This is a genomic window from Rathayibacter sp. AY1F3, assembly GCF_002931975.1.
Lineage (GTDB): Bacteria > Actinomycetota > Actinomycetes > Actinomycetales > Microbacteriaceae > Rathayibacter.
In genome coordinates this window covers 97,341-120,338 of the sequence record NZ_PSVF01000002.1, presented here as the reverse complement: position 1 = coordinate 120,338, position 22,998 = coordinate 97,341, and the positions used below count along the sequence as shown (strand labels likewise).

The window sequence follows — 22,998 nt, the reverse complement described above, 5'->3', positions numbered from 1 at the left end:
GGACCGCGGACCGCGACCGGTTCCTGCTCACCGTCTGCTGGGCCGGCGTCGCGCTCCTGGCCGGCTTCGTCGCCTGGGACCAGGGGGATCGAGTGATCGCGTGAGCTGCCCGTCGACGCTCGCCTTCGAGGGCTACCGCTGGACCTGCCAGCGGTCCGCTCCGGGGGAGCACGGCTTCCACACGACCGACCTCCCCGTCTCCTTCGCGGAGCGGGGCCTCGCGGTCCTCTCCTGGGGAACCTCGCACCAAGCACCCGCCGACGACTGCACCCCGCAGTGGACCGGCCCGATCTACACAGAGGAGTCCGCATGAGCGCCACCGCCAACAACCGCCGCCGCGAGCCCGGCAAAGCCAACAACGACGCCCTGATGCTCGGCGCAGCCCTCGTGGCGATCGCTGCGATCGGCATCGTCTGGGTGGCCGTCGCGGTCGGTTCCAAGCTCGACGGAGTGAACGAGGGCTTGCCCGCGGACCCGTTCGAAATCATCTCGGGCCTGTTCCGCGGCCGAGTGGTGTGGTCGACGTCGGCAACGATGATCGCCGCGGCCGCGGCCGCGGCCGCCGTCGCCGTCATCGTCCTCGTGGGCCTCTGGCTCGTGTGGATGCGCTCACTCGGACGCAAGAACCGCTCGAGCGTCGACCACGCCGCCCGATACACGGCGACTCCGCGCGATCTGGCGCCGATGATGCGCAAGCAGGCGTTGAAGAAGTCCGCCCGCCTCGGCGTCGCTGAGAACCCCGGCGTCCCGGTGGGGCGGCTGCACCTGGGGAAGCAGATGCTCTATGCCTCGTTCGAGGACATGATGCTGCTGATCGCCGGCCCTCGCGTGGGCAAGTCGACCTCCCTCGTTATCCCCGCGATCATGGCTGCGCCCGTGGTCACGACGTCGAACAAGCGCGATGTGCTCGACGCGACCCGCGACGTCCGGGCCGCCAAGGGTCACGTGTGGGTGTTCGACCCGCAGCGCGTCGCGTTCGAGGACGCGACCTGGTGGTGGAACCCCCTCTCCTACGTCACCGACGACACCAAGGCCGCGAAGCTCGCCACCCACTTCGCCTCCGGCACGAGGGCCATGGACGCGAAGACCGACGCCTACTTCGACGGGAAGGGCCAAGAGCTGTTGTCCGATCTGCTGCTCGCGGCCGCGGCCGGGAACCGGCCGATCAGCGACGTCCTGCTCTGGCTGACCTCCGTCGAGGACGAGACACCCGTCGAGCTCCTGCACGACAACGGCTACCCGACCAACGCACGAGCGGTCCGCGGCATCATGAACACCGCCGAGAAAGCCCGCGACGGGATCTACTCGACCGCGCAGGGCATGGCCGTGTGCTTGAAGAGCGCCGCCACCGCCGACTGGGTGAACGCCCGCCCGAACGACACCCGCCCGCAGTTCGTCCCGGAGACATTCGTCACGTCGACCGAGACGCTGTACTCGCTGTCCAAGGAAGGCGCCGGCACCGCCGGACCCCTCGTCACCGCCCTCACCGCCGCGACGATCGAAGCCGCGGAAGAGCACGCAGCGCGCTCCCGCGGCGGGCGCCTGGCGACTCCGCTCGTGGCCGTCCTCGATGAGGCCGCGAACGTCTGCCGGTGGAAGGACCTCCCCGACCTGTACTCGCACTACGGCTCGCGCGGCATCCCGATCATGGCCGTGTTCCAGTCCTGGTCGCAGGGCGTTGGCGTGTTCGGCAAGGAGGGCATGCTCAAACTGTGGTCCGCCGCGAACGTGAAGCTGTACGCCGGCGGAGTGGCGGAAGACGAGTTCCTGCGCACCCTCTCCGAGCTGATCGGCCCCTATGACAAGGAGACCACCTCCGCCAGCTACAACAAGGGCGTCCGCTCCACCACCTCGGCGCTGCGCCGAGAGAAGATCCTCGAGGTCGCCGATCTCACCAGCATGGGCCGGGGCCGCGCGATCATGCTCTCCTCCGGCGCCCGCGCTGCCCTGGTCGACACGGTGCCCTGGTACAACGGCCCGAAGGAGCAAGTCGCCGCGATCAACGCCTCCATCGCCGCCCACGACGCCAGCAGCGGACCCGCCAACACCGCGCCGGAATCGCCCGTCGTGACGGTGATACCTCCGCTCGAGGCGTTGCCGGCGGCGGACCTCGATACGGCGCAGGACGCGACTCTCCGGGGTGAGCGATGAGCGACGAGGACCTGTTCGACGTCGACACGGATGCGTTCTCTGCCCCGGTTCGACCCGTCAGCCGACACCCCGTCGAGGTGGAGGACGTGGACGAGGAGGAGGTGCCGGCGACGTACTTCGGATCAGCCGACGAGTGGGTCAGGAAGTTCCTCCGGCCTTCCTACCGGCGCCGGGTGACGGCCAAGGGCCAGGCGGCCGGCGATCGGTGGGCGGCTGAGTGGTGGAGCAGCGTCGAGGCGCTGACCCGCATCGAAGCCCTCTGGCGAATGTGGGAAGAGATTCGAACGAGCGCCGGGTCTCTGAGCGCGTACTGGATCAATCACCTCGACCCGCACATGCGAGTCCTACTCTCACCCAGCGGGCCGTTCGCGACGTCGACGGACGAGAACCGGCCAGGCGACATGCTGCCCTATACAGCCCCGCCCATCGGAATGTTCCCTCCGGACTCCCAAGGCTGATGTCAGCCAACGAGGAGAGTGGCGGTAGCACCACCCCCGTCCTCGACCACTGACGGCGCCAATCCCGCACGGATCGTGCGGCTACAGCTCGGCGCGGGTCGGGAGGTTCGCGCCGGAGCGGGAGGTGGTGATGCCGGCGACGCGGGCGGCCCAGTGGCCGATCGCGCGCAGCGACGGCTCGTCGAGGAGCAGGCCGTTCGGGGCGCCGAGGCCCTGGCGGAAGGCCTCGTCGAGGATCGCGCCCATCGCCGAGTCGCCCGCGCCGATGGTGTCGGAGACGACGATGCAGGCGGCGGGGCCGGTGGCCCGGGCGACGGCGGAGGCGTGGCCTCTGCCGAAGCAGGTATACGGGTCGGTGCTCGTCCAGCTTTGCGGCTAGACCAAAACGGGAACGGCCAGCAAGTTGGGACGTGCGGTGTGAACCGAGGTGCTGCCGGCGAACCGTCCCCGAGTAGGTGGCTGGCTCTACCAAGGGTCGCGCTGCAGGTGATGCCAGTCAGTGCCGATTCAAGGAGCGATGCTCGATTTCAGCGCCAATCCGGGTTGCGATCCGGTCCACTTCCCAGATGATGCGATTCTCGTCGAGGGTGAGCAGCTCGCGGTCGAGCATCAGGGGGCGACCGTTCACGAAGACGCTGTGGACGTCCCGAGGGCCAGCGGCCCACTGGAGAAAGGCCGCGGCTGAGTGCTGGGGTCTGGCATGGACTCCGTCGGTGGAGAGCACCGCCAGGTCGGCGATACTGCCCGGGGAGAGATCTGTCGATTCGAACCCCAGCGCGCGCGAGCCGTTCGTCGTAGCGATCCTCAGCGCATCGTCGAAAGGCATCGCGTCGGCGTTCTGGTGGACGCCGCGTTGGAGGGCGACGGCGAGCCGGAGTGCTCCGACCATGTCGAGGGAGTCGCTGGACGCGGGTCCGTCTGTACCGAGGGCGACGGGTACTCCTTCTGCGAGGAGTCGCGAGACGGGGGCGATGCCGGAGCCTAGCTTGAGGTTGGAGGCGGGGTTGTGGACGACGGTGGCGCCGGATTCGTGGAGGAGTTCGATGTCGTGGTCAGTGAGGTGCACGGCGTGCGCGACGAGTGTTGTGGGGCGGAGGATCCCGGTGCGGTGGGCGAGTTCGACGGGGGAGAGGCCGGTCTTCGTGCGGCAGGTCTGGACTTCGGCTGCCGTTTCGGAGAGATGCACGTGGATCGGGATGCCGGTGTCTTGTGAGCGGTTGGCGACGTCTCGGAAGACCCTCTCGCCGGCGGTGTAGACGGCGTGCGGGCCGTAGAAGACACGCACGAGCGGGTGGCCGTCCCACGTGTCGGCCAGAGCGTCGGTCGCGTCGAGCTGCGCTTCGTAGCTCGGTGCCTGAGCGCCCGTGAAGTGGTGAATGTCGGGGCCGAAGAGAGTGGGAGCGACGGCGCACCGGAGTCCGGCATCGACGACGTCCCCGATGAGCTCGTCGTCCCACAGGAACATGTCGGCGACGGCGGTAGTCCCGGAGCGGATCATCTCGCAGAGAGACAGCCGCAGTGCCCAGCGCAGGTCGTCCTTGCTGAGGGTGTCCTCGGTGGTGAGCATCAGCTCGAGCCAGCGCTCGAGCGGGAGTCCGTCGCCGACTCCGCGGAGCACGCTCATGCCCGAGTGGGCGTGCGCGTTGACGAAGCCGGGCAGGAGGATGAACGGCGACGGCGTCACAGACAGATCGTTCGAGGCGATGCGGCCGGCTGAGACGACGACGTCTCGGATGCTGCTTTCGCTTCCGGGCGTCAGTGCTGTTCCGGTCAGTCGATGCTGGTCAGCCACGAGAGAGTGCTTCCTTGACGAGGTCGGATTGAGACTCGCCTACGAAGGCGGTCACGAGCAAGTCGGTGAGGGCGTCGCCGAAGTTCCCTTCGACCGTCAGCAGGATCCGCGGATCGGTCGCCGCCTGGTCGGCGTAGCCGCTGTAGCGTCCGCGCAGATCCACGATGGTCTGTCCGCGGCCGGGGCCGTCGGAGTGGTCGATCGTCACCGGCGCCCGAGGTGCGCTCCGGCTGGTGACGGCGCCGATCGCCACCGCAGCGGCGAGGGGATCGTGCAGCGCGGCGGAGCGCTCGGGGAAGCGCGAGCCGTAGAAATCGAAGTAGTACTCGAGCATGTCCGCGAGTGCTGTCAGGGAGGCCGCGCCGGTGGCGCGAAGACGGCTGCAGTGGCCGGCGGTGATGCGCTGCTCCATTGTCACGTCGAGTGGGACGAGTGTGATGTTCCAGCCCGCTCCGAGCACCGCGCTGGCGGCCTCGGGGTCATTGTGGATGTTCGCCTCGGCCGCTGGTGTCACGTTGCCCGGGGCTGATGCTGCTCCACCCATGATCGTGACGCTCTCGATCAGCGCCGGCAGATCGGGGTCGCGCGCGACCGCGGTGGCGAGATTGGTGAGGGGACCGAGGGCGAGGATCCGCAGTCGCCCGGGATGCTCTCTGGCGAGTGCGCTGAGAAGTCGTCCCGCGTCGCCGGTCTCCGACGGTCGGCCGGAGGAGGGGAGCTGGACGTCGCCGATGCCGTTGCGTCCGTGCACGTCTGGTGCTCCGCCGGAGAAGGGCCGTGTCGTGAAGTCGGCCGCTCCTATCGCGACGGGGACGGCCGGCGCGCCGAGGAGATCAAGGAGATCGAGGGTGTTGCGGGCGGCCTGCGCGGCACTGGTGTTGCCGCTGACCGTGCCGATTCCGACGATGTCTGCTCCGGCAGCGACGAGGTACGCGATCGCGAGGGCGTCGTCGATGCCGGTGTCGCAGTCGATGAACAGGGGGTGGCCGTTCATGCCGATCCTTCAGGTCGCGGCGGGGCGAACGCGTGCAGGACCTGGTCCCGCTCGCGGTCGTCAGGGTAGGAGGCGGTTGTGCCGTGCCCGGACACGGCGATCGACCCGACGACGGCGCCCTCGAGAACGGCGGAGCGCAACGCCGCCCCTCGAGCGAGCGCTGCGCAGAGCGCTCCGACGAAGGCGTCGCCCGCGCCGGTCGTGTCCGAGACGCTCTCCGGAGTCGGCGCCGGTTGCAGCCACGTCTCCTCATCGGTGAAGGCCATGGCCCCGCGCGCGCCGAGGGTGACCACGACGGACCGGGCAGTGGTGAGGAGCGCTGCGCCGATCGAGTCGATGCTGTCGCCGTGGGGTAGCTCGAGATCGGCGACGAGCCGATGCGCTTCGGATTCATTGAGGATCAGCGGGTCCGCCCTGCTGAGCGTCGCTTCGGTCACGGGGACCACCGGAGCGAGGTTCAGCACGAATCGGATGTGCTGCTGCTCGAGGTGTTCCGCGAAGGCGTCGATGGTCGTCGTCAGCGATTCGCCTTGAGTCAGGCCGAGAGCCGGTCGTACCTTCTTCTTCGACGCTGTATCGAGGAGGTCCGCGAGGACCGCGGGGGTCAGTCCGGGATTCGCGCCGGGGTGCACGACGATCGAGTTCTCTCCCGTGTCGTCGATGATCACCTCGGCGCGTCCCGACTCGGCCCCGGCGATGTCGACGACCAGAGAGGTCTCGACGCCGGCCGAGGTGAGTCGGTCGCGGAGGTGAGTACCCATGGTGTCGTCGCCGACCGCTCCGAGTGCGATGACGTGGGCGCCGAGGCGGGCGGCCGCGACCGCCTGATTGGCCCCTTTCCCACCGAGCCCTTGCGTCCTGCTCGCGGCGAGGACGGTCTCTCCGGGGCGGGGGAGCGCGGAGACGTGATGGGACACGTCGAGGTTGATGGATGCCAGCACGAGGATCGAGCCGTCCGCAGGCGCGGGTGGGGATGAGGTGAGACGCGTCATGAGCCGACCAGGGGAATCGGGCGACGCTTGATCACGAAGGACATCACGACGGCAAGTACGCCGATCCCTACCGAGATCCACAGTGCCTGCGCGAACCCGGCCGGTTCGCCTGATCCGACGAACGGCGCGACGAGGACGATTCCGAGGCTGGCTCCGATGCCGAAGGAGGAGCCGTTGAGTCCCGGGAGGGTTGACGGCGCGTGAGGAGGTGACTGCACGACACTCAGGCCGTTGAGCGAGGTCAGCAAGACGCCGTTGAAGGTGATGCCGAGGAGAGCGACGAGAGCGATGGTCACCCAGAGGGTGTCGTGGAAGAGCGCGAGCAGGATCAGGAGTACGAGGCTCGAGATCGCGCCCACCCGCAGCCATCGCGCCCAGCCCTGCCGCCCTGCGAGGGTGCCGGCGATGGGAGCCACGACGGCTCCGAGGAGGGCGGGCGGTGTCAGGAAGAGCAGAGCCGCGATGCTGGCCGTCATCCCGAAACCCGCGGGGCTCTCGGCGATGAGGACAACGGTGAAAGTGATCGCCGCGAAGAAGGAAGCCAGCGACAGGATCGTGGACAGGAGCACGGGCCACATGTACCGAGTGACGAGCTCCTCCATGGGAACGAGCGCGTCGCGGCGGCGTCGTTCGACAGCGACGAAGACGACCGCGGCGATGAGGGTCCCGAGTCCCCAGACGAGCGTGTCGATGTTCGCGCCGGAGGTGGAGGCGGACGAGATGAAGGTGGTGAGGCAGATCAGGGTCGCTCCGAGCAGGGCGGCGCCCCACCAGTCCATCCGGCCGCCCGGGACGGAAGGCGCGTCACGCGGGATCACGCGCCAGCTGACGGCGATGGTGATGAGCCCGAGTACGAGGATGACGACGAAGATCGCGCGGAATCCGGTCCAGTCGGAGAGGAGGCCTCCGACGTAGCCATCGATGCCGCCGACTCCGCCGTTGACGGCGGAGACGAAGCCGACCGCGGTGCCGAACAGGCGTGCGCGCACGTTCCCGGCGAGGATCAGATAGGCGAAGTTGAAGGTGGCGTTCGAGGCGCCCTGCAGCGCCCGGCCGACGAGCAGCACCTGCAGGTTGGGGGCGAAGACGCAGAGCAGCGTTCCCACGGTGAGGACCGTGAGCACGATGAGCAGTGTCTTGCGCCTGCCGAGGTAGTCGGACCAGCGGGTGAAGATCATGCCGGCGACGGCGCCGGCGAGGAAGAACACGGAGGCGACCTGGGCGACGCTGGCGATATCGGTGCCGAGGGAGGCGGCGACGTCTGGCAGGGCGGGCGAGAGCATGCTCGCATTGAGCTGGTACGAGAGGACTCCGAGGATCAGGGTCGCGGTGAGGACGGCGGCTTTGCGGCCGCCGAGTCTTCCCTCGTCATCGGTACCGAGTGGGGGTGCGGAGGGCGCTGGTGCTGCGGCATTCATGAGTGACTCCTTCGTCGGGGTGCTGCAGGGGTGTGTCTGGGGAAGTGCGAGGTTTTCAGTCGCGGGTCGCGCCGCCGTCGACGTTCACGATCTCGCCGTTGATGGAGCGGGCTGCTGTGGAGGCGAGGAAGACGACGGTGGCCGCGATCTCCTCCGGTGTCTGCATGCGCTTGGTGGGGATGCCCGCCTCGAAGGCGAGGCGCTGATCGGCGAGGGACAGGCCGGTGCGCGAGGCGACGTCGGCGATCACCTTGTCGATCATCGGAGTGGCGACGGTTCCCGGGGCGATGCCGTTGACGGTGATGAGCGGGCTGAGGTCCAGTGCTCCGGCGCGGGTGAGTCCGATGAGTCCGGCCTTGGATGCGACGTAGTCGGGCTGGTCCGGGAAGGCGTGCTTGCCGGCGACGGAGGTGATGTTGATGAAGGCGCCTTCGGCCCCGGCGGCGAGGAGTCTGCGGCCGATCTCGCGCTGGATGACGTAGGGGCTGACGAGGTTGACGTTCAGCGTGGTGAGGAAGTCGGCGGTGTCCACCTCGAAGCCGTCGCGCGCGGCGACGATGCCCGCGGCGTTGACCACGATGGTCGGTGTCTTCTCGAGCGCCGCGGCGGCGTGAGCGACGTCGTCGGGTCGCGAGAGGTCGACCACGGCGCCGGTGACGCCGAAGCCCACGGTGTCGACGCGGTCCCATCCGTAGACGGTGGTCGCGCCCGCAGCGACGAGGGCGGCGGTGATGGCTCGACCCATGCCGCCGGCGGCACCGGTGACCAGGGCGACATCGCCGACGAGGGTGAAGTGGTTGTCGGTGAGAAGAGTGGTCATGACTGCGTCGCCTCCCAGGCGTTGGATGCTGCTGATGTGGTGACGGCGTCGAGGACCGCTGCGTTCGCGACACCGTCGGAGAAGGACGCGACGCCGGCTTCGGCCGCTCGTCCGGAGTAGACCGCGGCGATGGTGTCCGCGAGCGCGGTGCTCGGTGCGTCCATCCCGAGCGTGCGGATGCCCGACGTCTTGTTCCCGACGCGGACGAGGTTGGGGTGCGCAGCGTCCCAGAAGGCGCTGCCGAGCGATCCGTCGATCCGGAGCTCGATCTCGTCGAAGGAACCGTGTGAGAGCTCGGTGCCGTAGACAGCCCCGGTGACGCCGTCGTCGAAGCGCAGGAGCGCGGCGAACAGATCCTCGTTCGGGGGAGCGACCCTGCCCGAGCCCTCCGGGCCCGTCCATGAGCGCTCGCCGAGGAACCCGAACTGCGCGTTGACCGTCGTCGGCGGGGTGCCCAGGACGAACGCGACGAGATCGAACCAGTGGGATCCGATCTCAGTCACCGTTCTCGAGGGTCCGACGGCGGCCGGGTCGTAGCGCCAGTCGTTTCCCGACGGCTCGGCGTTCCACTGCTGGCGGTAGTGGCCGAAGACCGACACCGGGCGGCCGATCTCTCCCTCCCCGATGACCTTCCGCATGAGCTGGATGCCGCCGTCCAGTCGCCGGTTGAAGCCGACCCATCCGGCTGCTCCGCCGCGCTCGACCGCGTCGGCCGCTCGCCGAGCGAGCTGCAGTGTGGGAGCGAGCGGCTTCTCCGAGAGGATCGTCAGTCCACGTGCGGCGGCGCGCTCGATCGGCTCCAGATGCTGCATCGGAGTCGAACACACGTGAGCATGGGTAGCGCCCGTGTAGTCGAGGGCCTCCTCCAGCGTCGACGCGATCGTCGCGCCCCACTGATCGGCGAAGCGGCGGCGGCTGCTCTCCCGCGGGCTCCACACGACGAGGTCGTGGATGCCGAGAGATCGGAGTGCGGCGGCATGGCTCTGGGCGATGAGACCCGAGCCGATGATGACCGGGATGGGCGGAGCCGACATGGCGACCTTCTTCCTCGAAGATGCTGGCTCGGACTGCTCGTGCCGCCCGATGCGCTGAAGGGGACGCTAAAGTCGTTATGCGCATAACGCAACGGCGCATCCTCACTTCGACGAAGGAGCTCGATGGACGGCCTCGATCGACCTCCGACGTCGTTCGACGTCGCTCGACGCGCTGGATGCTCGCAGGCTGCGGTCTCGATCTGGATGACGGGGAAGTCCGCGGGCCGGCTCGGGCCCGACCTGCAGGCCCGCATCGCGACAGCCGTGTCCGAGTTGGGCTACCGGGCGAACAAGACCGCGCAGCGTCTCTCGCGGGGCACGGGGAAGACGATCGCGTTCGTTTTCCCCGGCTTCCACTACCACTACTTCGGCAGCATCCTCGAGGGCATTCATCGCGTGCTCGACCGAGAGTGGCAGATCTCCTTCGTCGACAGCCGACCTCACGACTCGCGCCTGGCACCGGAGTCGATCTTCGCGTCCAGCATCGGCCCGGACACCAGTGCCGTCCTGGTGGCCAGCCCCTCCGCTCACGACCTCGCGGCTCTGGCGCTGGTCGAGGGCCCACGCCGTCTCATCGCCGACTCCCCGCTGTCCCTCGACGGAGCAGGCCTCGCGACGTACGACCTGGGCCCGGCAGTTCGGGCAGCGACGACGGATCTTCTCGATCACGGACACCGACGGATCGGCTACATCGGCCTCGACAGTGCTCTCTCACTCTCTCTCCTGCATCGCCGCAAGCTGGTGGAGGACGGTGTGACCGGCGGTGGTGGCGTGCTCCGCGTCGCCGACCTGGCACCGTCGGGTCCGCGAGTCGACGTCACCGCGCGCAAACTCCTCCGCTCCTGGAAGGAGCAGGGGATCACTGCGATCATCGCCGCCGACGAGAGACTGGCCTACGCCGTGGTCCGCGCGGCGACGGAAGAGGATCTCAGGCTGCCGGAGGACTTCTCACTACTCTCGTTTAACGACAGCGATGCCGCCGCACTGCTCTCGCCCGCTCTCGCATCGATCCGGCTTCCACCGGAGGAGCTCGGGCGCGCGGCCGGCACCCTCCTGAGTACCCCACGAGGTGCTGACCGCACGATCACGATCGCTGCGGAGTACATCCGCAGATCCTCGATCGCCGCGGCCGATTCGCGCTGACGAGCCGGAGAGACGTGTCGGCCGGATCGCCCTCCTCGCCGGCCACGGCCCGAGGACTCGGCGTCAGGACAGCTCAGAGAGAGCTTCGAGGATGAGATCAGCGACCGGCTGAGGGTTGGAGACCATCACCGAGTGAGAGGCCCCCTCGATCTCGACGGTTCGGCGCGAATCGGCGCGCTCGGCCATGAAGCGGAGTCCCTCGACGGGGATGTTCCGGTCGCCCGAGCCGAAGACGAACCACGACGGGAGCGTCCGCCACGCCGGGGTCGCGGCTGGCTGCGGCTCGTCGAGAGCGGCGTCGCGGATCGCGCGCTGGGTGGCCGCGGCGATCACCGCATTGGCGAGGGGGACGTCGCCGGCGAACTGCGCGGGGTAGAGCTCCCGATCAACGATGAGGTCGTTCGTCCCGTCCGCCAGCGCAATGGGCCGCACCGTCTCGCCCAGGGTGCTGCCGGGGAACCGGCCGGTGAGGCCGAGGGAGGTCTCGCCGTGCTCGGGCGCGAAGGCGGCGACGTACACGAGCCCTTTCACGGAATCGCTTCCGACTGCGGCTTCTGTGATGACGGCTCCACCGTAGGAGTGGCCGACGAGGAGCACGGGACCGCCGATCGACTCGGCCGCACGCCGGACGTTGTCCGCGTCGGTGGCGACGCTGCGCAGTGGATTGGGAGTGGCGATGGCAGCGATGCCTCTGCTCTGCAGGGCTTCGAGGACCCCGCTCCAGCTCGCGGACTCGGCGAAGGCGCCGTGGACGAGGACGACGGTCAGGTCAGTCATGAGTTCTTCTTTCTCTGTCTGTGGTGTGGTGGTGCTGGTCTGTCGATCCGACGGCGTTTATGAGTAGCTCACTCCGACTGGGGCTGCCGAAGACCGAAGAGGTTGCCGAACGGGTCGAGGAGTTGGCAGAGCCGCTCTCCGGTGAAGACGGTTTTAGGTCCACGGTGTGCTGTCGCACCATGTGCGGTCCATTCGGCGACGATTTCGTCGAGGTCGTGAACTGTCCAGTAGGCCGAGACGCCGGCGGGGCCGGGCGAGTTGTAGTTGTCGGCCTGGTGCAGGGTGAGCTTGATGCCATCGATGTCGAAGGCCACGAGCGCGCCGCCACGGAGGACGGGTTCTCGGCCGAGTCTCGCCGAGTACCAGACGACCGCGTCGTCCAGCTCATGGACGAAGTAGAAGATGTTGTCGATCGTGCCGAGGGACAGCTTCACGGCCGAGATCCCGTCGCGACCCAGCTCCGGAGCAGATCGATCCTTTCTGCGGGCCACGGCCCGTCGCAGGGCATGGAACCGTCCGCGAGGTGGGCGATGATCGCGTCCTGATGGTGGACGACGTCGGCATGGCTCCACAGGTCGAAGGCCTTCAGCATGCTGGTTCGATCCATCTCGCGGAAGAGTGGGCGAATGTCGGCCGCGAAGCCGGGCGGTGTTGGGGGGACCTCGTCTGTGGCGTGCTGGTCGGTCATGATGTGCTCCGTTCGAGTGGTTGACGGGTACTCGGGGTGAGGCGCCCGGCGGCCCATGTGAAGGCGGCTGCGGCGAGGAACCCGACTGCGATGCCGATGGTGGTGTCGAGCATGCGCAGCAGCGGCTGCAGCCACCGGTCCGACGCCGGTCCAAGGTCTGCCACGACGAGGACGACGGTCGAGGTGATGCCGGTGAGGCTCGCGTCCTGGGGTCGTCCCACAAGTACTACGAGGACGGCTCCTGCGGCTATGACGGCGCCGACTCCGACGGCGGTGACGGGGAAGATCAGGAGGTAGGCGAGGCAGATGACGAGGCTCACGGTGGTTGCGGTGATGCGGGTGCGCGCGTCCTGAAGTCGCTCGGTGAGGTGAGCTCGGAAGACGAAGATGGTGGAGACCACGGCCCACATCGCGCCGATCTCGCGTGATTCCGAGGGCTCGGACAGCAGCGGTCCGACGATGTCGTTCAGGAGCACGAACACGACGGCGCACGCGACGCCGAGAACGATCGCGGAGGCGGCGTCCTGGCGAGTGAATCGTCGTTTCATGAGGGCGCGCCTTCTGGCCTCGTGTTCTGCGCCCGGATGATCGTGTCGAGCCGTTGGTATCGGCGTTCCTGATAGATGCCGTGAAACACGGCTAGGAGGAGCGCTGTGGCAAGACCGGCGGTGATGGCCGCGGCGAAGACGCTGCTGAGGGCGTAGACCAGAAGGGCGCCGCCGGCGCCCGCGACGATGGAGTTGACGACGCCAATGGCGGAGGACACGGTGAAAAAGACGCCGCGTCGGTATCCGCGTTGGCCGATCTCGAGCATCTGGTTCGGTACGGATCCGGGAGGGATGGGGAAGTACCGTTCCGCGCCGGGAAGGAGTCCGGCGTAGTAGCGGCGGATGCGTTGGATCGAGTTCAGCGCCGCCACATCTTCAAGGGAGGTCTGCACGAGGCGGACGTAGGTGAAGACGCCCAGGATGACGACGACGGGGATGATGACGGCGAGGTAGCCGGGCGCGAATGGGGTGTCGGCGAGGAACCCGAAGGCGACGAGTGCGCTGGAGAGCGTCATGAGGTACAGCGACGCTCGGCTGCTGGATTCGCTGACGGTGATGCTGCGCGCGGATTCGAGGACGAAGTGCTCGGTGAGCAGTGCGTTATAGAACGCGAGAGGCCGGTCTGCGAGCGCCTCGACCGATGTGTCGGCCGTCACCTTCAGTGGCGGGGGCAGCTGCTCGCCCGTCATCGCTGAACTCTCTCGTCCACCGCGACCGACTCAGCCGCCGGCGCAGCGCCTGTCGAAGCCGGTGCGGGCGCCTTGATGCGGAAGGTGATCCCGATCAGGATCGCGACGGCGATCATCGCGATCGCGGAGACGGTGAAGGCGGTGGCGAATCCTCCGGCGACGGAGGCGCCGCCTGCGGTCGACGAGGCGGCAATCGTCGCGAGGGTCGCAACTCCGAGCGCTGCACCGATCTGCTGCGCTGTGGTCAGCAGGCTGGCGGCTTCACCCTGCACCGACGCGTCGACCCGTGCGGTTGCGGCGATGGAGAGCGCCGGGAGGAGCAGGCCGATGCCGAGGGCGGTGAGCAGCAGTCCGGGCAGGATGTTCACGGCGTAGCTGCCGGTCGTGCTGACGAAGGCGAAGGCGCTCTGGCCGGCAGCCACCAGGATGCCGCCGCTGAGCGCGACGCTGCGAAGCCCGTATCGGGCGATGATCCGGCGAGTGATGACGGAGGAGACGACGACGATCGTCACCGTCGCGGGCAGCAGTCCGATTCCGGTGAGGAGCGGGTCGAAGTCAAGAACGGTCTGCAGGTAAAGGGAGACGAAGTAGACGTAGGCGGCGAGGACGGCTCCCGTGACCAGCATCGCGCCGAGGGCTCCGCGTCGCGCGGTCGAGGCGAGCACAGAAACCGGGATCAACGGGTCGTGCGCCCGCGCCTGCATCATCACGAAGACCGCGGCGAGCACGACGCCGAGAACGACAGGTCCGAGGGTGAGCGGGTCGAGGATGCCGTACTGCTCGAGGTTGCTGAGACCGAAGATGACAGTGGCGATCGCCGCGGTGATCAGAAGCGACGGCCCGACATGGAGGGATCCGCGGGCTCCCTGGGGCCGTCGTCGGGGGAGGGTGAGCGGGACGGCGACGAGCAGGATCGCGACGATCGGGATGTTGATCAGGAAGATCGAGCGCCAGCCGATCAACTCGACGAGGAAGCCGCCGAGGACGATCCCAGCGGTGCCGCCGGCAGCGGTGGCGCCCTGCCAGATGCCCAGGGCGTGAACGCGCGCAGGTCCATCAGGAAACAAAAGGGTGAGGGAGGACAGCGCTGCGGGGGCGACCAGGGCTCCGCCCGCACCCTGGATGATGCGGGAGGTGATCAGCAGCTCGGGCGTGGGTGCCAGTCCGGCACTGATCGACGCGACACCGAACAGCGCGAGTCCGAGCATCAGCACTCGACGTTGACCGTAGAGGTCTCCCGCGCGTCCGCCGAGCAGGAGCAGCGCCCCGAAGGTGAGGGCGTAGCCGGTGACGATCCACTGCAGGCTCGAGCCAGTGAAGCCCAGGCCGCTGCGGATGGAGGGCAGCGCGACGTTCACCACACTGAAGTCGAGCTGTAGCACGAATTGAGCGGCGCACAGCAGCAGGAGTGCTCGTGCGGTTCCTGCTGGACCCAGGGCGATCTTGTTGGTGTGCGGCGTCATGTCGTCGTCTCCCTCGCATCGATCACGGCCGGCGCGGGATCGCGCACGTTCGCGGTCCCGCGCCTAAGCCGTCAGCTCAGTGCGGTGTACTCAGGTGCCCACATGGCGTCCTGAATCGCTTCGACGACGTCGTCCGGCGTGATGGTCGCGAGACCTTCGGCGACGGCCTGGTCATAGACGGCGTGCGCGACGATCGCGGAGATCTCGCGCAGGTTCGAGACGTCCGGCAGCAGGGACGCGCCAGGGGCGGTGGCGTCGGTGCGTGCGGCGACGGCCTTCGCGGCCGCGGCGAGGATCCCGGGGGTGACGTGGCGGGCACCGCTGACGATGACGCCGAGTCCGATTCCAGGGAAGACCAGGAAGTTGTTCGCCTGCCCGATGTGGAAGGTCGCGCCCTCAAAGGTGAAGGGGTCTACGGGGATTCCGGTGGCGACCAGAGCCGCCCCCTTGGTCCAGGTGATGACATCCTTCGGGTCCGCTTCGATCTTCTCGGTCGGGTTGGAGATCGGGAGGATGATCGGTCGGGGAGTCGAGTCGGCCATGGCCGTGATGACGTCCTCGGTGAACGCGCCGTGCGCAGTGGACGTGCCCAGCAGCACTGTCGGCTTAACCGCACGGATGGCGTCGACCAGGGTGACGGTGCCTGCGCTGCCGGGGACGGCGCTGCGCGGCTTGGCGTAGAGGGTCTGGAAGTTACGCAGGTCGTCCATGTCGTCGAAGAGCAGTCCCTGCTTGTCGACGAGCCAGATCTGGGCGATGGCGGCGTCGCGGGTGGCGCCGTCGGCGATCATGGCGTCGCGCAGCTGGTCGGCGATGCCGACGCCTGCGGTGCCGGAGCCGAAGACGACGAGGGTCTGCTCTCGCATCGGGATGCCGGTGGTCTTCACGCCGGCGTAGAGGGCTGCCATGACGACGGCGCCGGTGCCCTGGACGTCGTCGTTGAAGATGCGGTAGTCGTCGGAGTAGGTGGCGAGGATGTCGCGGGCGTGCTCGGGACCGAAGTCCTCGAAGTGCAGGAGAGCGTTGGGAAAGAGGCGTGTCGCGGTCTCGATGTAGCTCTTGATGAATGCGTCGTAGTCGGCGCCGCGGTGTCGGGAGTGCCGATTGCCGAGGTAGAGCGGGTCGTTCAGCAGCGCGGGGTTGTCGGTGCCGACGTCGAGGGAGACAGCGATGGCGCGGTTGGGGTGGATGCCGGCGCCGGCGGTGTAGATGGCGAGCTTGCCGATGGAGATCTGGATGCCGCCGACTCCCCAGTCACCGATGCCGAGGATCTCTTCGGCGTCGCTGCAGACGATGAGGTCGACGTCCTCGGGGCCGAGCCCGAGGGTGGCGAAGGCCTCTTCGATCTCGTCGGCCGCGTCGATGGAGAGGTAAACGCCGCGCTGACCTCGGTATTCGTCGGAGTACTTCTCGATCGCTTCGCCGACGGTGGGGTCGTAGACGATCGGCAGGAGCTGGGGCAGGTGATCGGTGAGCACCTTGTAGTAGAGGGTCTCGTTGCGGTCGTGGATCTGCTCGAGCAGCAGGTTGCGCTGCAGGTCGCTGCCGAGCTCGCCGAGCTGGCGCCAGACGCGGTCGGCCTGCTGCTGGAGGGAGAGCACCCCCGCGGGGAGGCGGCCGGTGAGCCCGAGGCTCTTGCGTTCGGCGGTCGTGAACCCGGATCCGCGGTTGCTGATCGGATCGGTGAGCGCCTCGGGGATGGCGGGGGACACGGTCGTGGGCTTCTGGTCGATGGTGGACATGTTCGACTCCAGTTCTCGGATGCGACGTGAGGTGTGGTGAGAGGTGGTGGCGTGCTCAGGCGCCGCGGACGCCGGTGCCGGTGAGCTTGGCGGGGATGACGATCTGATCGAACTGCTGCGCGGTCACGTGGCTTGAGGCGATCGCTGCCTCGCGCAGGGTCTGATCGTTGGCGAGGGCGTTCTCGGCGATGTGCGCGGCGTTCTGGTAGCCGATGACGGGGCTGAGGGCGGTGACGAGCATGAGGCTCTCGCCGACGTACTCGGCGATCTTCTTCTCGTTCAAGGCGGTGTCCTTCACTGAATAGGTGAGGAACTTCTCGATGCCGTCGCCGAGGATGCGCGCGGAGTGGAGGTAGTTGTTGATGATCACGGGCCGCATCGCGTTCAGCTCGAAGTTGCCCTGCGAGCCGGCGAAGGCGACCGCGGTGTCATCGCCGAGGACCTGGATGGAGATCATCACCATCGCTTCGCACTGGGTCGGGTTCACCTTGCCGGGCATGATCGAGGAGCCCGGCTCGTTCGACGGCAGCACCAGTTCGGCGAACCCGGTGCGCGGGCCGGAGGCCAGCCAGCGCATGTCGTTGGCGATCTTCATCAGCGCGACGGCGAGGCCTCGCAGTGCTGCGTGCGCGCGGACCATCGCGTCGAGCGATCCTTGGGCCGCGAACTTGTTCGGTGCGGTGAAGAAGGGCTTGTCGGTCAGCTCGGCGATGGTGCGGGCGATGTCCTCGCTGAAGCCGGCAGGGGCGTTCAGACCAGTTCCGACGGCGGTGCCGCCGGCGGCGAGCTCGTACAGGCCGACACGGCTGCTGTGGATCTGGGTCAGGCAGGAGCGCAGCTGTGCGGCCCAGCCGGACCACTCCTGGCCGACGGTGAGCGGTACGGCGTCCTCGAGGTGGGTGCGGCCGATCTTCACGACGTCCATCCACTGCGCGGACTTCGCCTCGAGCTCCTCGGTGAGGGCGGTGACTTGCGGGAGGAGGCGGCCGTCGATCTCGAGGATCGCGGCGATGTGCATCGCGGTCGGGAAGGTGTCGTTGCTGGACTGGCCCATGTTGACGTCGTCGTTGGGGCCGATCGGCTGCTGTGAGCCGATTTCTCCGCCGAGCAGTTGGATCGCACGGTTGGAGAGCACCTCGTTGACGTTCATGTTGCTCTGGGTGCCCGAGCCGGTCTGCCAGACGTAGAGCGGGAAGTGCTCGTCCAGCTCGCCGGAGATCGCTTCGTCCGCTGCTCGGACGATCGCGGCGGCCTTCCATGCCGGCAGCCGGCCCGCCTTCTCGTTGACCAGGGCGGCGGCCTTCTTCACGTAGCCGTAAGCGTGGTACACCTCCTTCGGCATCTTGTCGTTGCCGATCGAGAAGTGCCGCAGGGAGCGCTGAGTCTGAGCTCCCCAATACCGGTTCGCGGGGACGTCGACGGAGCCCATGCTGTCGAACTCAGTGCGGGTTCCTTCGGCGCTCAGGCCGACAGGCAGATCCGTGATGTGGTGGCCCTGCCCGGTGTCGGTTCCGGCGCCGGTCGGACTCTGCGCGCTCATCGGTGATCCCCGAGTTCAAGGACATGGTTCTTCGAGTTGATGATCGACATGGGAAGCCTTTCAGACGATTCGGAAGATGGCGGTGAGACGGTCTTCATCGGGTCACCCAGGACGGTAAGTGGGTTCCTCCCTGAGGGCATTGGCCTCGCGTCGCAACCTCGCCCGACAAATGTCGCGTTGCTGACGCCGTGTGCAGGATCGCTATCGTCCGGCGCTGTCCCAGAGACGGATGAGTTTGAGGCACAGGTGCAGAGCACTGCGAGCGACTCCGTCATCGAGCGCTTCGCGCACCACGTCCGGCATGCGCTCGATGCGGTAGTAGAGCGTGGTGCGGTGGATGTGCAGAATCCTGCTGGCGACGCTCGGGTGGCAGCCGGAATCGAGATAGACCTCGACGGTTCTGCGGCGTTCCTCATCATCCGGACCGCTGAGGGCGTGAGCCGCGGGGGAGAAGATCTCGAGGTAGGAGCGGTCGCAGGAGATCATCGACAGCATCGCCCACGGGCCGAGCTGAGTGATGTCAGCAGTGTTGGGGAGCTGAGGGACGATGGCCGTGATGCGTGCAGCGGTCATCGCGCGTTCCACCGCAGGGAGAAGGTCGTCGTCTCGACTGTTGACCTGAGCGGTGCCGATCGACTGGATCTGCAGGCCGCGTTGCTGCGCATCCTGGCGGATGGCGCCGTCATCGCTATGGGCATGAGCCCGGGACCCGAGGAAGAGAAGAAGTCCGTCGCGTGCTTGGAGGAAGTCCATCGAGGTCGCTCGACTGCCACCGAGGCGGCGCCCCATGGCGACTTGCTCCAAGTCCGAGATATCGGCGTCGAGGGTCACGGCCCAGACCGCGGTCTGGGTGCCGCGGAGGATCCAGCGCTTGGCGACCGCGTCGGCGAAGGCTCGTCGCCGCTCACCAGGTTGCGGGTGCAGGAGAGCCGACATCGTCTCTTCACGCAGCAGCCCGAGTGGTCGGGAGGAGACGAGGGGCTGGTAGCGGAGGTCATCGATTACCGCGGGGCGTCTGATCGTCTCGGCGAGCTGGTCAGCTACATCGTGAATCGTCATGGTGAGGCGACGGTAGGGCTGTGCCCGCGATCCCGGGTAGGACCCTCAGTCCCACTCCTCTAGGCGCGCCCGGAGCTGTCAGACACGCTCGACCAATGTTGTGTGCATTCTCAGGCGAGATCGTCTTCGATGAAATTTCGACGCGACGACCGCAATCAACGACGAGAGGGCCAGCACTCATGAACCTCGATGCCGAACCGAGATTCCCAGCTGCCGACACGGTGGATCCGAGGCCGTTCCTCTACTCCTTCGTGGAGGCAATGGGTGCAACGCCGGCGGTGCTGGTCGATCGGCATCTCACCGTCATCGCTTCCAGCGCCGCCTTGCGAGCGCTCACACCGACGTTCGCGCGAGGCGCCAACCTCGCGCGACGCGCCTTCATTGATGCCGCTGATGCACCTGAGCTCGTGCACGCGCGAGGCGTGAGAGCGCGGGTGGCCGCCATCCTGCGCTACTCCCTCGACGTGCACGGCCCGGATGACGCGTTCCGCGCTCTGGTCGGGGAGTTGGCGTCGTTGAGCCCGCACTTCGCAACGGAGTGGGCGGCCGCCTCCACTGAGATGGAGCAGAACGGGACTCAGACTCTTCGCCACGAGGCCGTGGGAAAAGTCGAGTTGCGCTACCAAATCTTCACCGTTCCCGACGATGCCGATGATCTCCTCATCATCGGCCAGGGCGCAGATCCGGGGTCTGAGGCTGCCCTCGCGCGCCTGGCGTCCGGCTCGTGTTAGGTGAACACCCTCTCCGCTCCGTGCCGCATGAGGGGGTCTGATCAGCAGTGTTGAATGGACGAATGAGTACACCGGACGCCTCATCTGACAAGCGCTCGAGTGCGCGCGATGTCCTCGTTGGAAGCGCCAGCAGCAACTTCCGGCTTCCCCTGCGAGGCCGCGGCTGGGAGACAGGAATCGTTGACCAGGCGATCCGGGATGTCGCGTCGGGCGAGAGCCGCGCTTTGCTTTTCGTCGGCGCCCCAGGGGCCGGGAAGACCCGTCTTCTCGGAGAGGTCATCACCAAGAGCGAGCGGCTCGGGTGGCGCGCCGTCGTCGCCGCCCCGGAGCCGGAGTCGCACTTACTGCCCACAGCTGCTCTCGTGGAAGCGGCTCTCGCCGCTCGTCCACCGATTCTGCGCACGGCCGACGTAGAGGCTTTGACGGGCAACCTCGACAGCCGGTACTGGCTCACTCAGGCTTTCCGTAACGGCCTGGAATCCGCTGCCGCCGAGAACTGCGTCCTGGTCGTCGTCGACGACTTGCAGTGGGTGGACTCGGCGTCCCTCGCGATCCTCCGGTCCCTCATCGCGACCCTCAGCGACCTTCCGATCCTGTGGGCGTTCGCGGTTCGCGGGGGAGAGCACGGACCTGGGGTTCGCGCGACCATGAATCAACTACTCACAGCAGGAACGACGGTGACAGTCGAACCATTGCATATCGCTGCTGCGATGGAAATGGCCGCCGACATCCTTGGAGCGAGACCCGACCATCACCTGGAAACGATGCTCAGCCGGGCCGAGAGCCTTCCCCTGCTCATCGCGGAGTTCGCGCACGGGCTGCTCGAAGAGGACCTCGTCAGGCTTGACGGCGACGTCGCCACTGCTCGTGCGGATCAGGCGACCCTGCCGATGATGTTCGGATCGTCGATTCGCGAGCGCATCGCGCATCTCCCGGACTCCACATCCCGAACGGTTCAGGTCGCGGCGACGCTGGGACGCACCTTCACCCTGACCGACCTGGCCGAGCTGCTCGAAGAGACCACATCGAATCTCATCCGCGACGTCGAGCAGGCCATCACGGCCGACATCCTCGTCGACGGCTCTCCGCTGCACTTCCGGCACGATGCGATCCGGGAGACCGCGGAGGCAATGCTCAGTCCTTCCATCCGTGCGCATCTGCGTCGGCGCGCCGCGGACATCCGTCTGCGCTCGGGCGAGCCTCTTCTAACTGTCGCTTCTTCCGTCGCAGATTCTGCAAACCGAGGGGATGCTGCAGCGGTGGCGCTCCTACACGACGCGGCCCTCGAGCTGGCAGCCAGCGACGCGATCGGTGCCGCCGGTCTCGCCCGTCGGGCACTCGAACTCGCGACGACCAATAAGCAGAACGAACTGCTGTCCGAGCTGGTCCCCGTCCTCTGGGTCGGGGGCTCTCCGGACGTAGCGATGCAGTTCTCCGAGCGAGTCAGCCGTGTATTGCCACTCGAAGCTTCGGCGCGTCTGCAGCTCGCCGTCGCCCGACTGCAGACCGAGTCGTCGTTCAGCAGCGCGGTCCGAACCACCACCGCCGCCCTGCTCGTCGATGGCGTCTCCATCAACACCCGCGCTCAGCTTCTCGCCGTGAAGGCGCTCAATCTGGCGAATCTCGGCGACCACACGCGCTTGGAGTCCACCCTCATCGAGGCGCGCGCGGCTGCTGAGGCGGCGGGGGAGGCCGCCGCACTCTCGACGGTGGACGCCACCGAATCCGTCCTGCGCTTCTACGAGAACCGGTTCGACCTCGCCGCGGATCTCATCGAGACAGCGACGGCTCGCATGATGAACCTGCCGGGCTTCATCGCCGCGCAGTGGCTTCCCGAAATCTTGTGGCCGGCGTTTCTCGCGAACTCGGTCGGTGAGAACCGCGAAGCTCTCCGCCAGGCCGAGGTTTCCAGTGACGAGATGCGACGCACGCGCAATGCCGTGGCGCTCGCATTCTGGACCATGGTGCGGTGCCGGATCCTGTTCGACCTGGGGGAGTTGGCCGAAGCGAAGCTGCACGCGGAGAACGTGATCGCGATGTCGGAAGAATTGGGCTTGGGCGATTTCGCCCGCGCCACCGCCGGCGTCGTGCTCTATCGGATCGCACTCGTCGAGGGTGATTTCGCGGCCTGCGCTGCGCAACGCGCCGACGTGCAGCAGATGGCCGCGGACCCGTCACTGCGCCTCGCCGGATCCTGGCTGCTCGCACTCACTGCCGACGCGGACGGCGATAGCGAAGCCGTGCTGCGCACTACAGAGGGCGCGTACGAGACATTGGCGGCACCGACCCCCTCGATGACGACACCTGCCGACTTCGGGGACGATGCCATGCTCGCTCGGATGTGGCACCGCAGCGGTGCAACGAAGCGGCTGCAGCGTCTCTCAGCAGTGACGAACGAACGGGCTCTGATGAACCCGGGGAACACGCTCGCCAACGCCATCGACAGCCAGGTGCGCGGCATCGCCACCGGATCGGTGACCGAGCTCGAGCGCAGTGTCGCTCTCTTGCGGCAGGGCGAGCGGCCGCTCCTTCTCGCCAGCGCTCTCGAAGACCTCGGTCGTGCACGCCTGGACACTGACGAGCCACAACGCGCATCCGAGGAGCCGTGGCAGGAGGCCGCGGACCTGTACGAGGCGCACGGAGCGAACCGTGACGCTGACCGCGTGCTGAAGCGACTGCGCGCCGTCGGCATCCGTCGACGCCCAAAGGCCGCCGCCGATCACCACGGCATGCTGAGCGCTCGCGAGCGACAGGTAGCGGAGCGCCTGGCGCAGGGGGTCACCACCAAACAGATCGCCTTGGACCTCTCGGTGACACAGAACACCGTCATCACGCATGTCCGACGCATCTACGACAAGTGGGGCATCTCCAGCCGGCGCGCACTCATCGAGCGGGTGCAAGGAGAACGCGAAAACAGATGACATCGGCTCCGGGTGCAGGGGATGTCGCGCGACAGTAG

General features: G+C 67.6%; 22 protein-coding genes. 6 read left to right on the top strand and 16 right to left on the bottom strand.

Annotation, left to right across the window (positions count from 1 at the left end; translation table 11 throughout):
- Positions 1-100 precede the first annotated feature (100 nt).
- Genes C5C39_RS02330 through C5C39_RS02320 form a run of 3 tightly spaced genes read left to right on the top strand, consistent with a single transcriptional unit; the run spans position 101 to position 2,609 of the window.
- The gene (locus C5C39_RS02330; RefSeq protein WP_104352582.1) at positions 101-313 is read left to right on the top strand and encodes a hypothetical protein; all 213 of its coding nucleotides are present in this window, start codon (positions 101-103) and stop codon (positions 311-313) included.
- Complete coding sequence (locus tag C5C39_RS02325) at positions 310-2,151, top strand: type IV secretory system conjugative DNA transfer family protein (protein WP_104352581.1); 1,842 nt, start codon at positions 310-312, stop codon at positions 2,149-2,151. Before C5C39_RS02330 ends, C5C39_RS02325 begins: the two co-directional genes overlap by 4 nt.
- Complete coding sequence (locus C5C39_RS02320; protein ID WP_104352580.1) at positions 2,148-2,609, top strand: DUF4913 domain-containing protein; 462 nt, start codon at positions 2,148-2,150, stop codon at positions 2,607-2,609. Before C5C39_RS02325 ends, C5C39_RS02320 begins: the two co-directional genes overlap by 4 nt.
- An 81-nt stretch (positions 2,610-2,690) precedes the next feature.
- Here the strand turns inward: C5C39_RS02320 and C5C39_RS17365 are convergent, their stop codons facing one another.
- From C5C39_RS17365 to C5C39_RS02290, 7 genes are all read right to left on the bottom strand, one after another.
- The gene (locus C5C39_RS17365; RefSeq protein ID WP_181136298.1) at positions 2,691-2,855 is read right to left on the bottom strand and encodes a hypothetical protein; all 165 of its coding nucleotides are present in this window, start codon (positions 2,853-2,855) and stop codon (positions 2,691-2,693) included.
- A 250-nt stretch (positions 2,856-3,105) separates the two neighbouring features.
- Positions 3,106-4,401 carry an amidohydrolase gene (locus C5C39_RS02315; protein WP_146083864.1) on the bottom strand — a complete coding sequence of 432 codons (1,296 nt, stop codon included), beginning with the start codon at positions 4,399-4,401 and terminating at the stop codon, positions 3,106-3,108.
- Complete coding sequence (locus tag C5C39_RS02310) at positions 4,394-5,395, bottom strand: nucleoside hydrolase (protein ID WP_104352578.1); 1,002 nt, start codon at positions 5,393-5,395, stop codon at positions 4,394-4,396. The genes C5C39_RS02315 and C5C39_RS02310 overlap by 8 nt, the downstream gene beginning before the upstream one ends.
- Positions 5,392-6,336: a ribokinase gene (locus tag C5C39_RS02305; RefSeq protein WP_181136297.1), complete on the bottom strand. Its 945-nt coding sequence runs from the start codon at positions 6,334-6,336 to the stop codon at positions 5,392-5,394. The genes C5C39_RS02310 and C5C39_RS02305 overlap by 4 nt, the downstream gene beginning before the upstream one ends.
- A 47-nt stretch (positions 6,337-6,383) precedes the next feature.
- Entirely contained in the window at positions 6,384-7,805 is a 1,422-nt protein-coding gene (locus tag C5C39_RS02300) for an MFS transporter (RefSeq protein ID WP_104352576.1), read from the bottom strand.
- Positions 7,806-7,860: 55 nt separating this feature from the next.
- Entirely contained in the window at positions 7,861-8,625 is a 765-nt protein-coding gene (locus tag C5C39_RS02295) for an SDR family NAD(P)-dependent oxidoreductase (protein WP_181136296.1), read from the bottom strand.
- Positions 8,622-9,659 carry a Gfo/Idh/MocA family protein gene (locus C5C39_RS02290; RefSeq protein ID WP_104352574.1) on the bottom strand — a complete coding sequence of 346 codons (1,038 nt, stop codon included), beginning with the start codon at positions 9,657-9,659 and terminating at the stop codon, positions 8,622-8,624. Before C5C39_RS02290 ends, C5C39_RS02295 begins: the two co-directional genes overlap by 4 nt.
- Positions 9,660-9,863: 204 nt before the next feature.
- On the opposite strand from C5C39_RS02290, the gene C5C39_RS02285 reads away from it, so the two are divergent.
- Complete coding sequence (locus C5C39_RS02285; protein ID WP_308471205.1) at positions 9,864-10,802, top strand: LacI family DNA-binding transcriptional regulator; 939 nt, start codon at positions 9,864-9,866, stop codon at positions 10,800-10,802.
- A 63-nt stretch (positions 10,803-10,865) separates the two neighbouring features.
- Here C5C39_RS02285 and C5C39_RS02280 read toward each other — a convergent pair whose 3' ends face one another.
- The 9 genes from C5C39_RS02280 to C5C39_RS02240 all read right to left on the bottom strand — a co-directional run bounded on the left by C5C39_RS02280 (position 10,866) and on the right by C5C39_RS02240 (position 19,308).
- Positions 10,866-11,579 carry an alpha/beta fold hydrolase gene (locus C5C39_RS02280; protein WP_104352572.1) on the bottom strand — a complete coding sequence of 238 codons (714 nt, stop codon included), beginning with the start codon at positions 11,577-11,579 and terminating at the stop codon, positions 10,866-10,868.
- A 68-nt stretch (positions 11,580-11,647) separates the two neighbouring features.
- On the bottom strand, positions 11,648-12,013 hold the full coding sequence (locus C5C39_RS02275; RefSeq protein ID WP_104352571.1) for a VOC family protein: 366 nt from the start codon (positions 12,011-12,013) through the stop codon (positions 11,648-11,650).
- Positions 12,010-12,267, bottom strand: a complete 258-nt coding sequence (locus C5C39_RS02270; protein ID WP_104352570.1) for a hypothetical protein — start codon at positions 12,265-12,267, stop codon at positions 12,010-12,012. The genes C5C39_RS02275 and C5C39_RS02270 overlap by 4 nt, the downstream gene beginning before the upstream one ends.
- The gene (locus C5C39_RS02265) at positions 12,264-12,815 is read right to left on the bottom strand and encodes an FUSC family protein (protein ID WP_104352569.1); all 552 of its coding nucleotides are present in this window, start codon (positions 12,813-12,815) and stop codon (positions 12,264-12,266) included. The genes C5C39_RS02270 and C5C39_RS02265 overlap by 4 nt, the downstream gene beginning before the upstream one ends.
- A complete protein-coding gene (locus C5C39_RS02260) occupies positions 12,812-13,504 on the bottom strand; it encodes a hypothetical protein (RefSeq protein WP_104352568.1) in 693 nt (230 codons plus the stop codon). Before C5C39_RS02260 ends, C5C39_RS02265 begins: the two co-directional genes overlap by 4 nt.
- Entirely contained in the window at positions 13,501-14,967 is a 1,467-nt protein-coding gene (locus tag C5C39_RS02255; RefSeq protein ID WP_104352567.1) for an MFS transporter, read from the bottom strand. Before C5C39_RS02255 ends, C5C39_RS02260 begins: the two co-directional genes overlap by 4 nt.
- Positions 14,968-15,038: 71 nt before the next feature.
- A complete protein-coding gene (locus C5C39_RS02250; RefSeq protein WP_104352566.1) occupies positions 15,039-16,709 on the bottom strand; it encodes an NAD-dependent malic enzyme in 1,671 nt (556 codons plus the stop codon).
- A 55-nt stretch (positions 16,710-16,764) separates the two neighbouring features.
- The gene (fumC, locus tag C5C39_RS02245; protein WP_104352565.1) at positions 16,765-18,249 is read right to left on the bottom strand and encodes a class II fumarate hydratase; all 1,485 of its coding nucleotides are present in this window, start codon (positions 18,247-18,249) and stop codon (positions 16,765-16,767) included.
- A 201-nt stretch (positions 18,250-18,450) separates the two neighbouring features.
- Positions 18,451-19,308 (bottom strand): helix-turn-helix domain-containing protein, encoded by an 858-nt coding sequence (locus tag C5C39_RS02240; RefSeq protein WP_104352564.1) that lies wholly within the window; start codon positions 19,306-19,308, stop codon positions 18,451-18,453.
- A gap of 179 nt (positions 19,309-19,487) precedes the next feature.
- Between C5C39_RS02240 and C5C39_RS02235 the strand changes: the two genes are divergently transcribed.
- Together C5C39_RS02235 and C5C39_RS02230 are read left to right on the top strand one after the other, a co-directional pair.
- Positions 19,488-20,039: a hypothetical protein gene (locus C5C39_RS02235; protein ID WP_104352563.1), complete on the top strand. Its 552-nt coding sequence runs from the start codon at positions 19,488-19,490 to the stop codon at positions 20,037-20,039.
- A gap of 62 nt (positions 20,040-20,101) precedes the next feature.
- Positions 20,102-22,960, top strand: coding sequence for an AAA family ATPase (locus tag C5C39_RS02230; protein ID WP_104352562.1), 2,859 nt, complete (start codon positions 20,102-20,104; stop codon positions 22,958-22,960).
- Positions 22,961-22,998 lie beyond the last annotated feature (38 nt).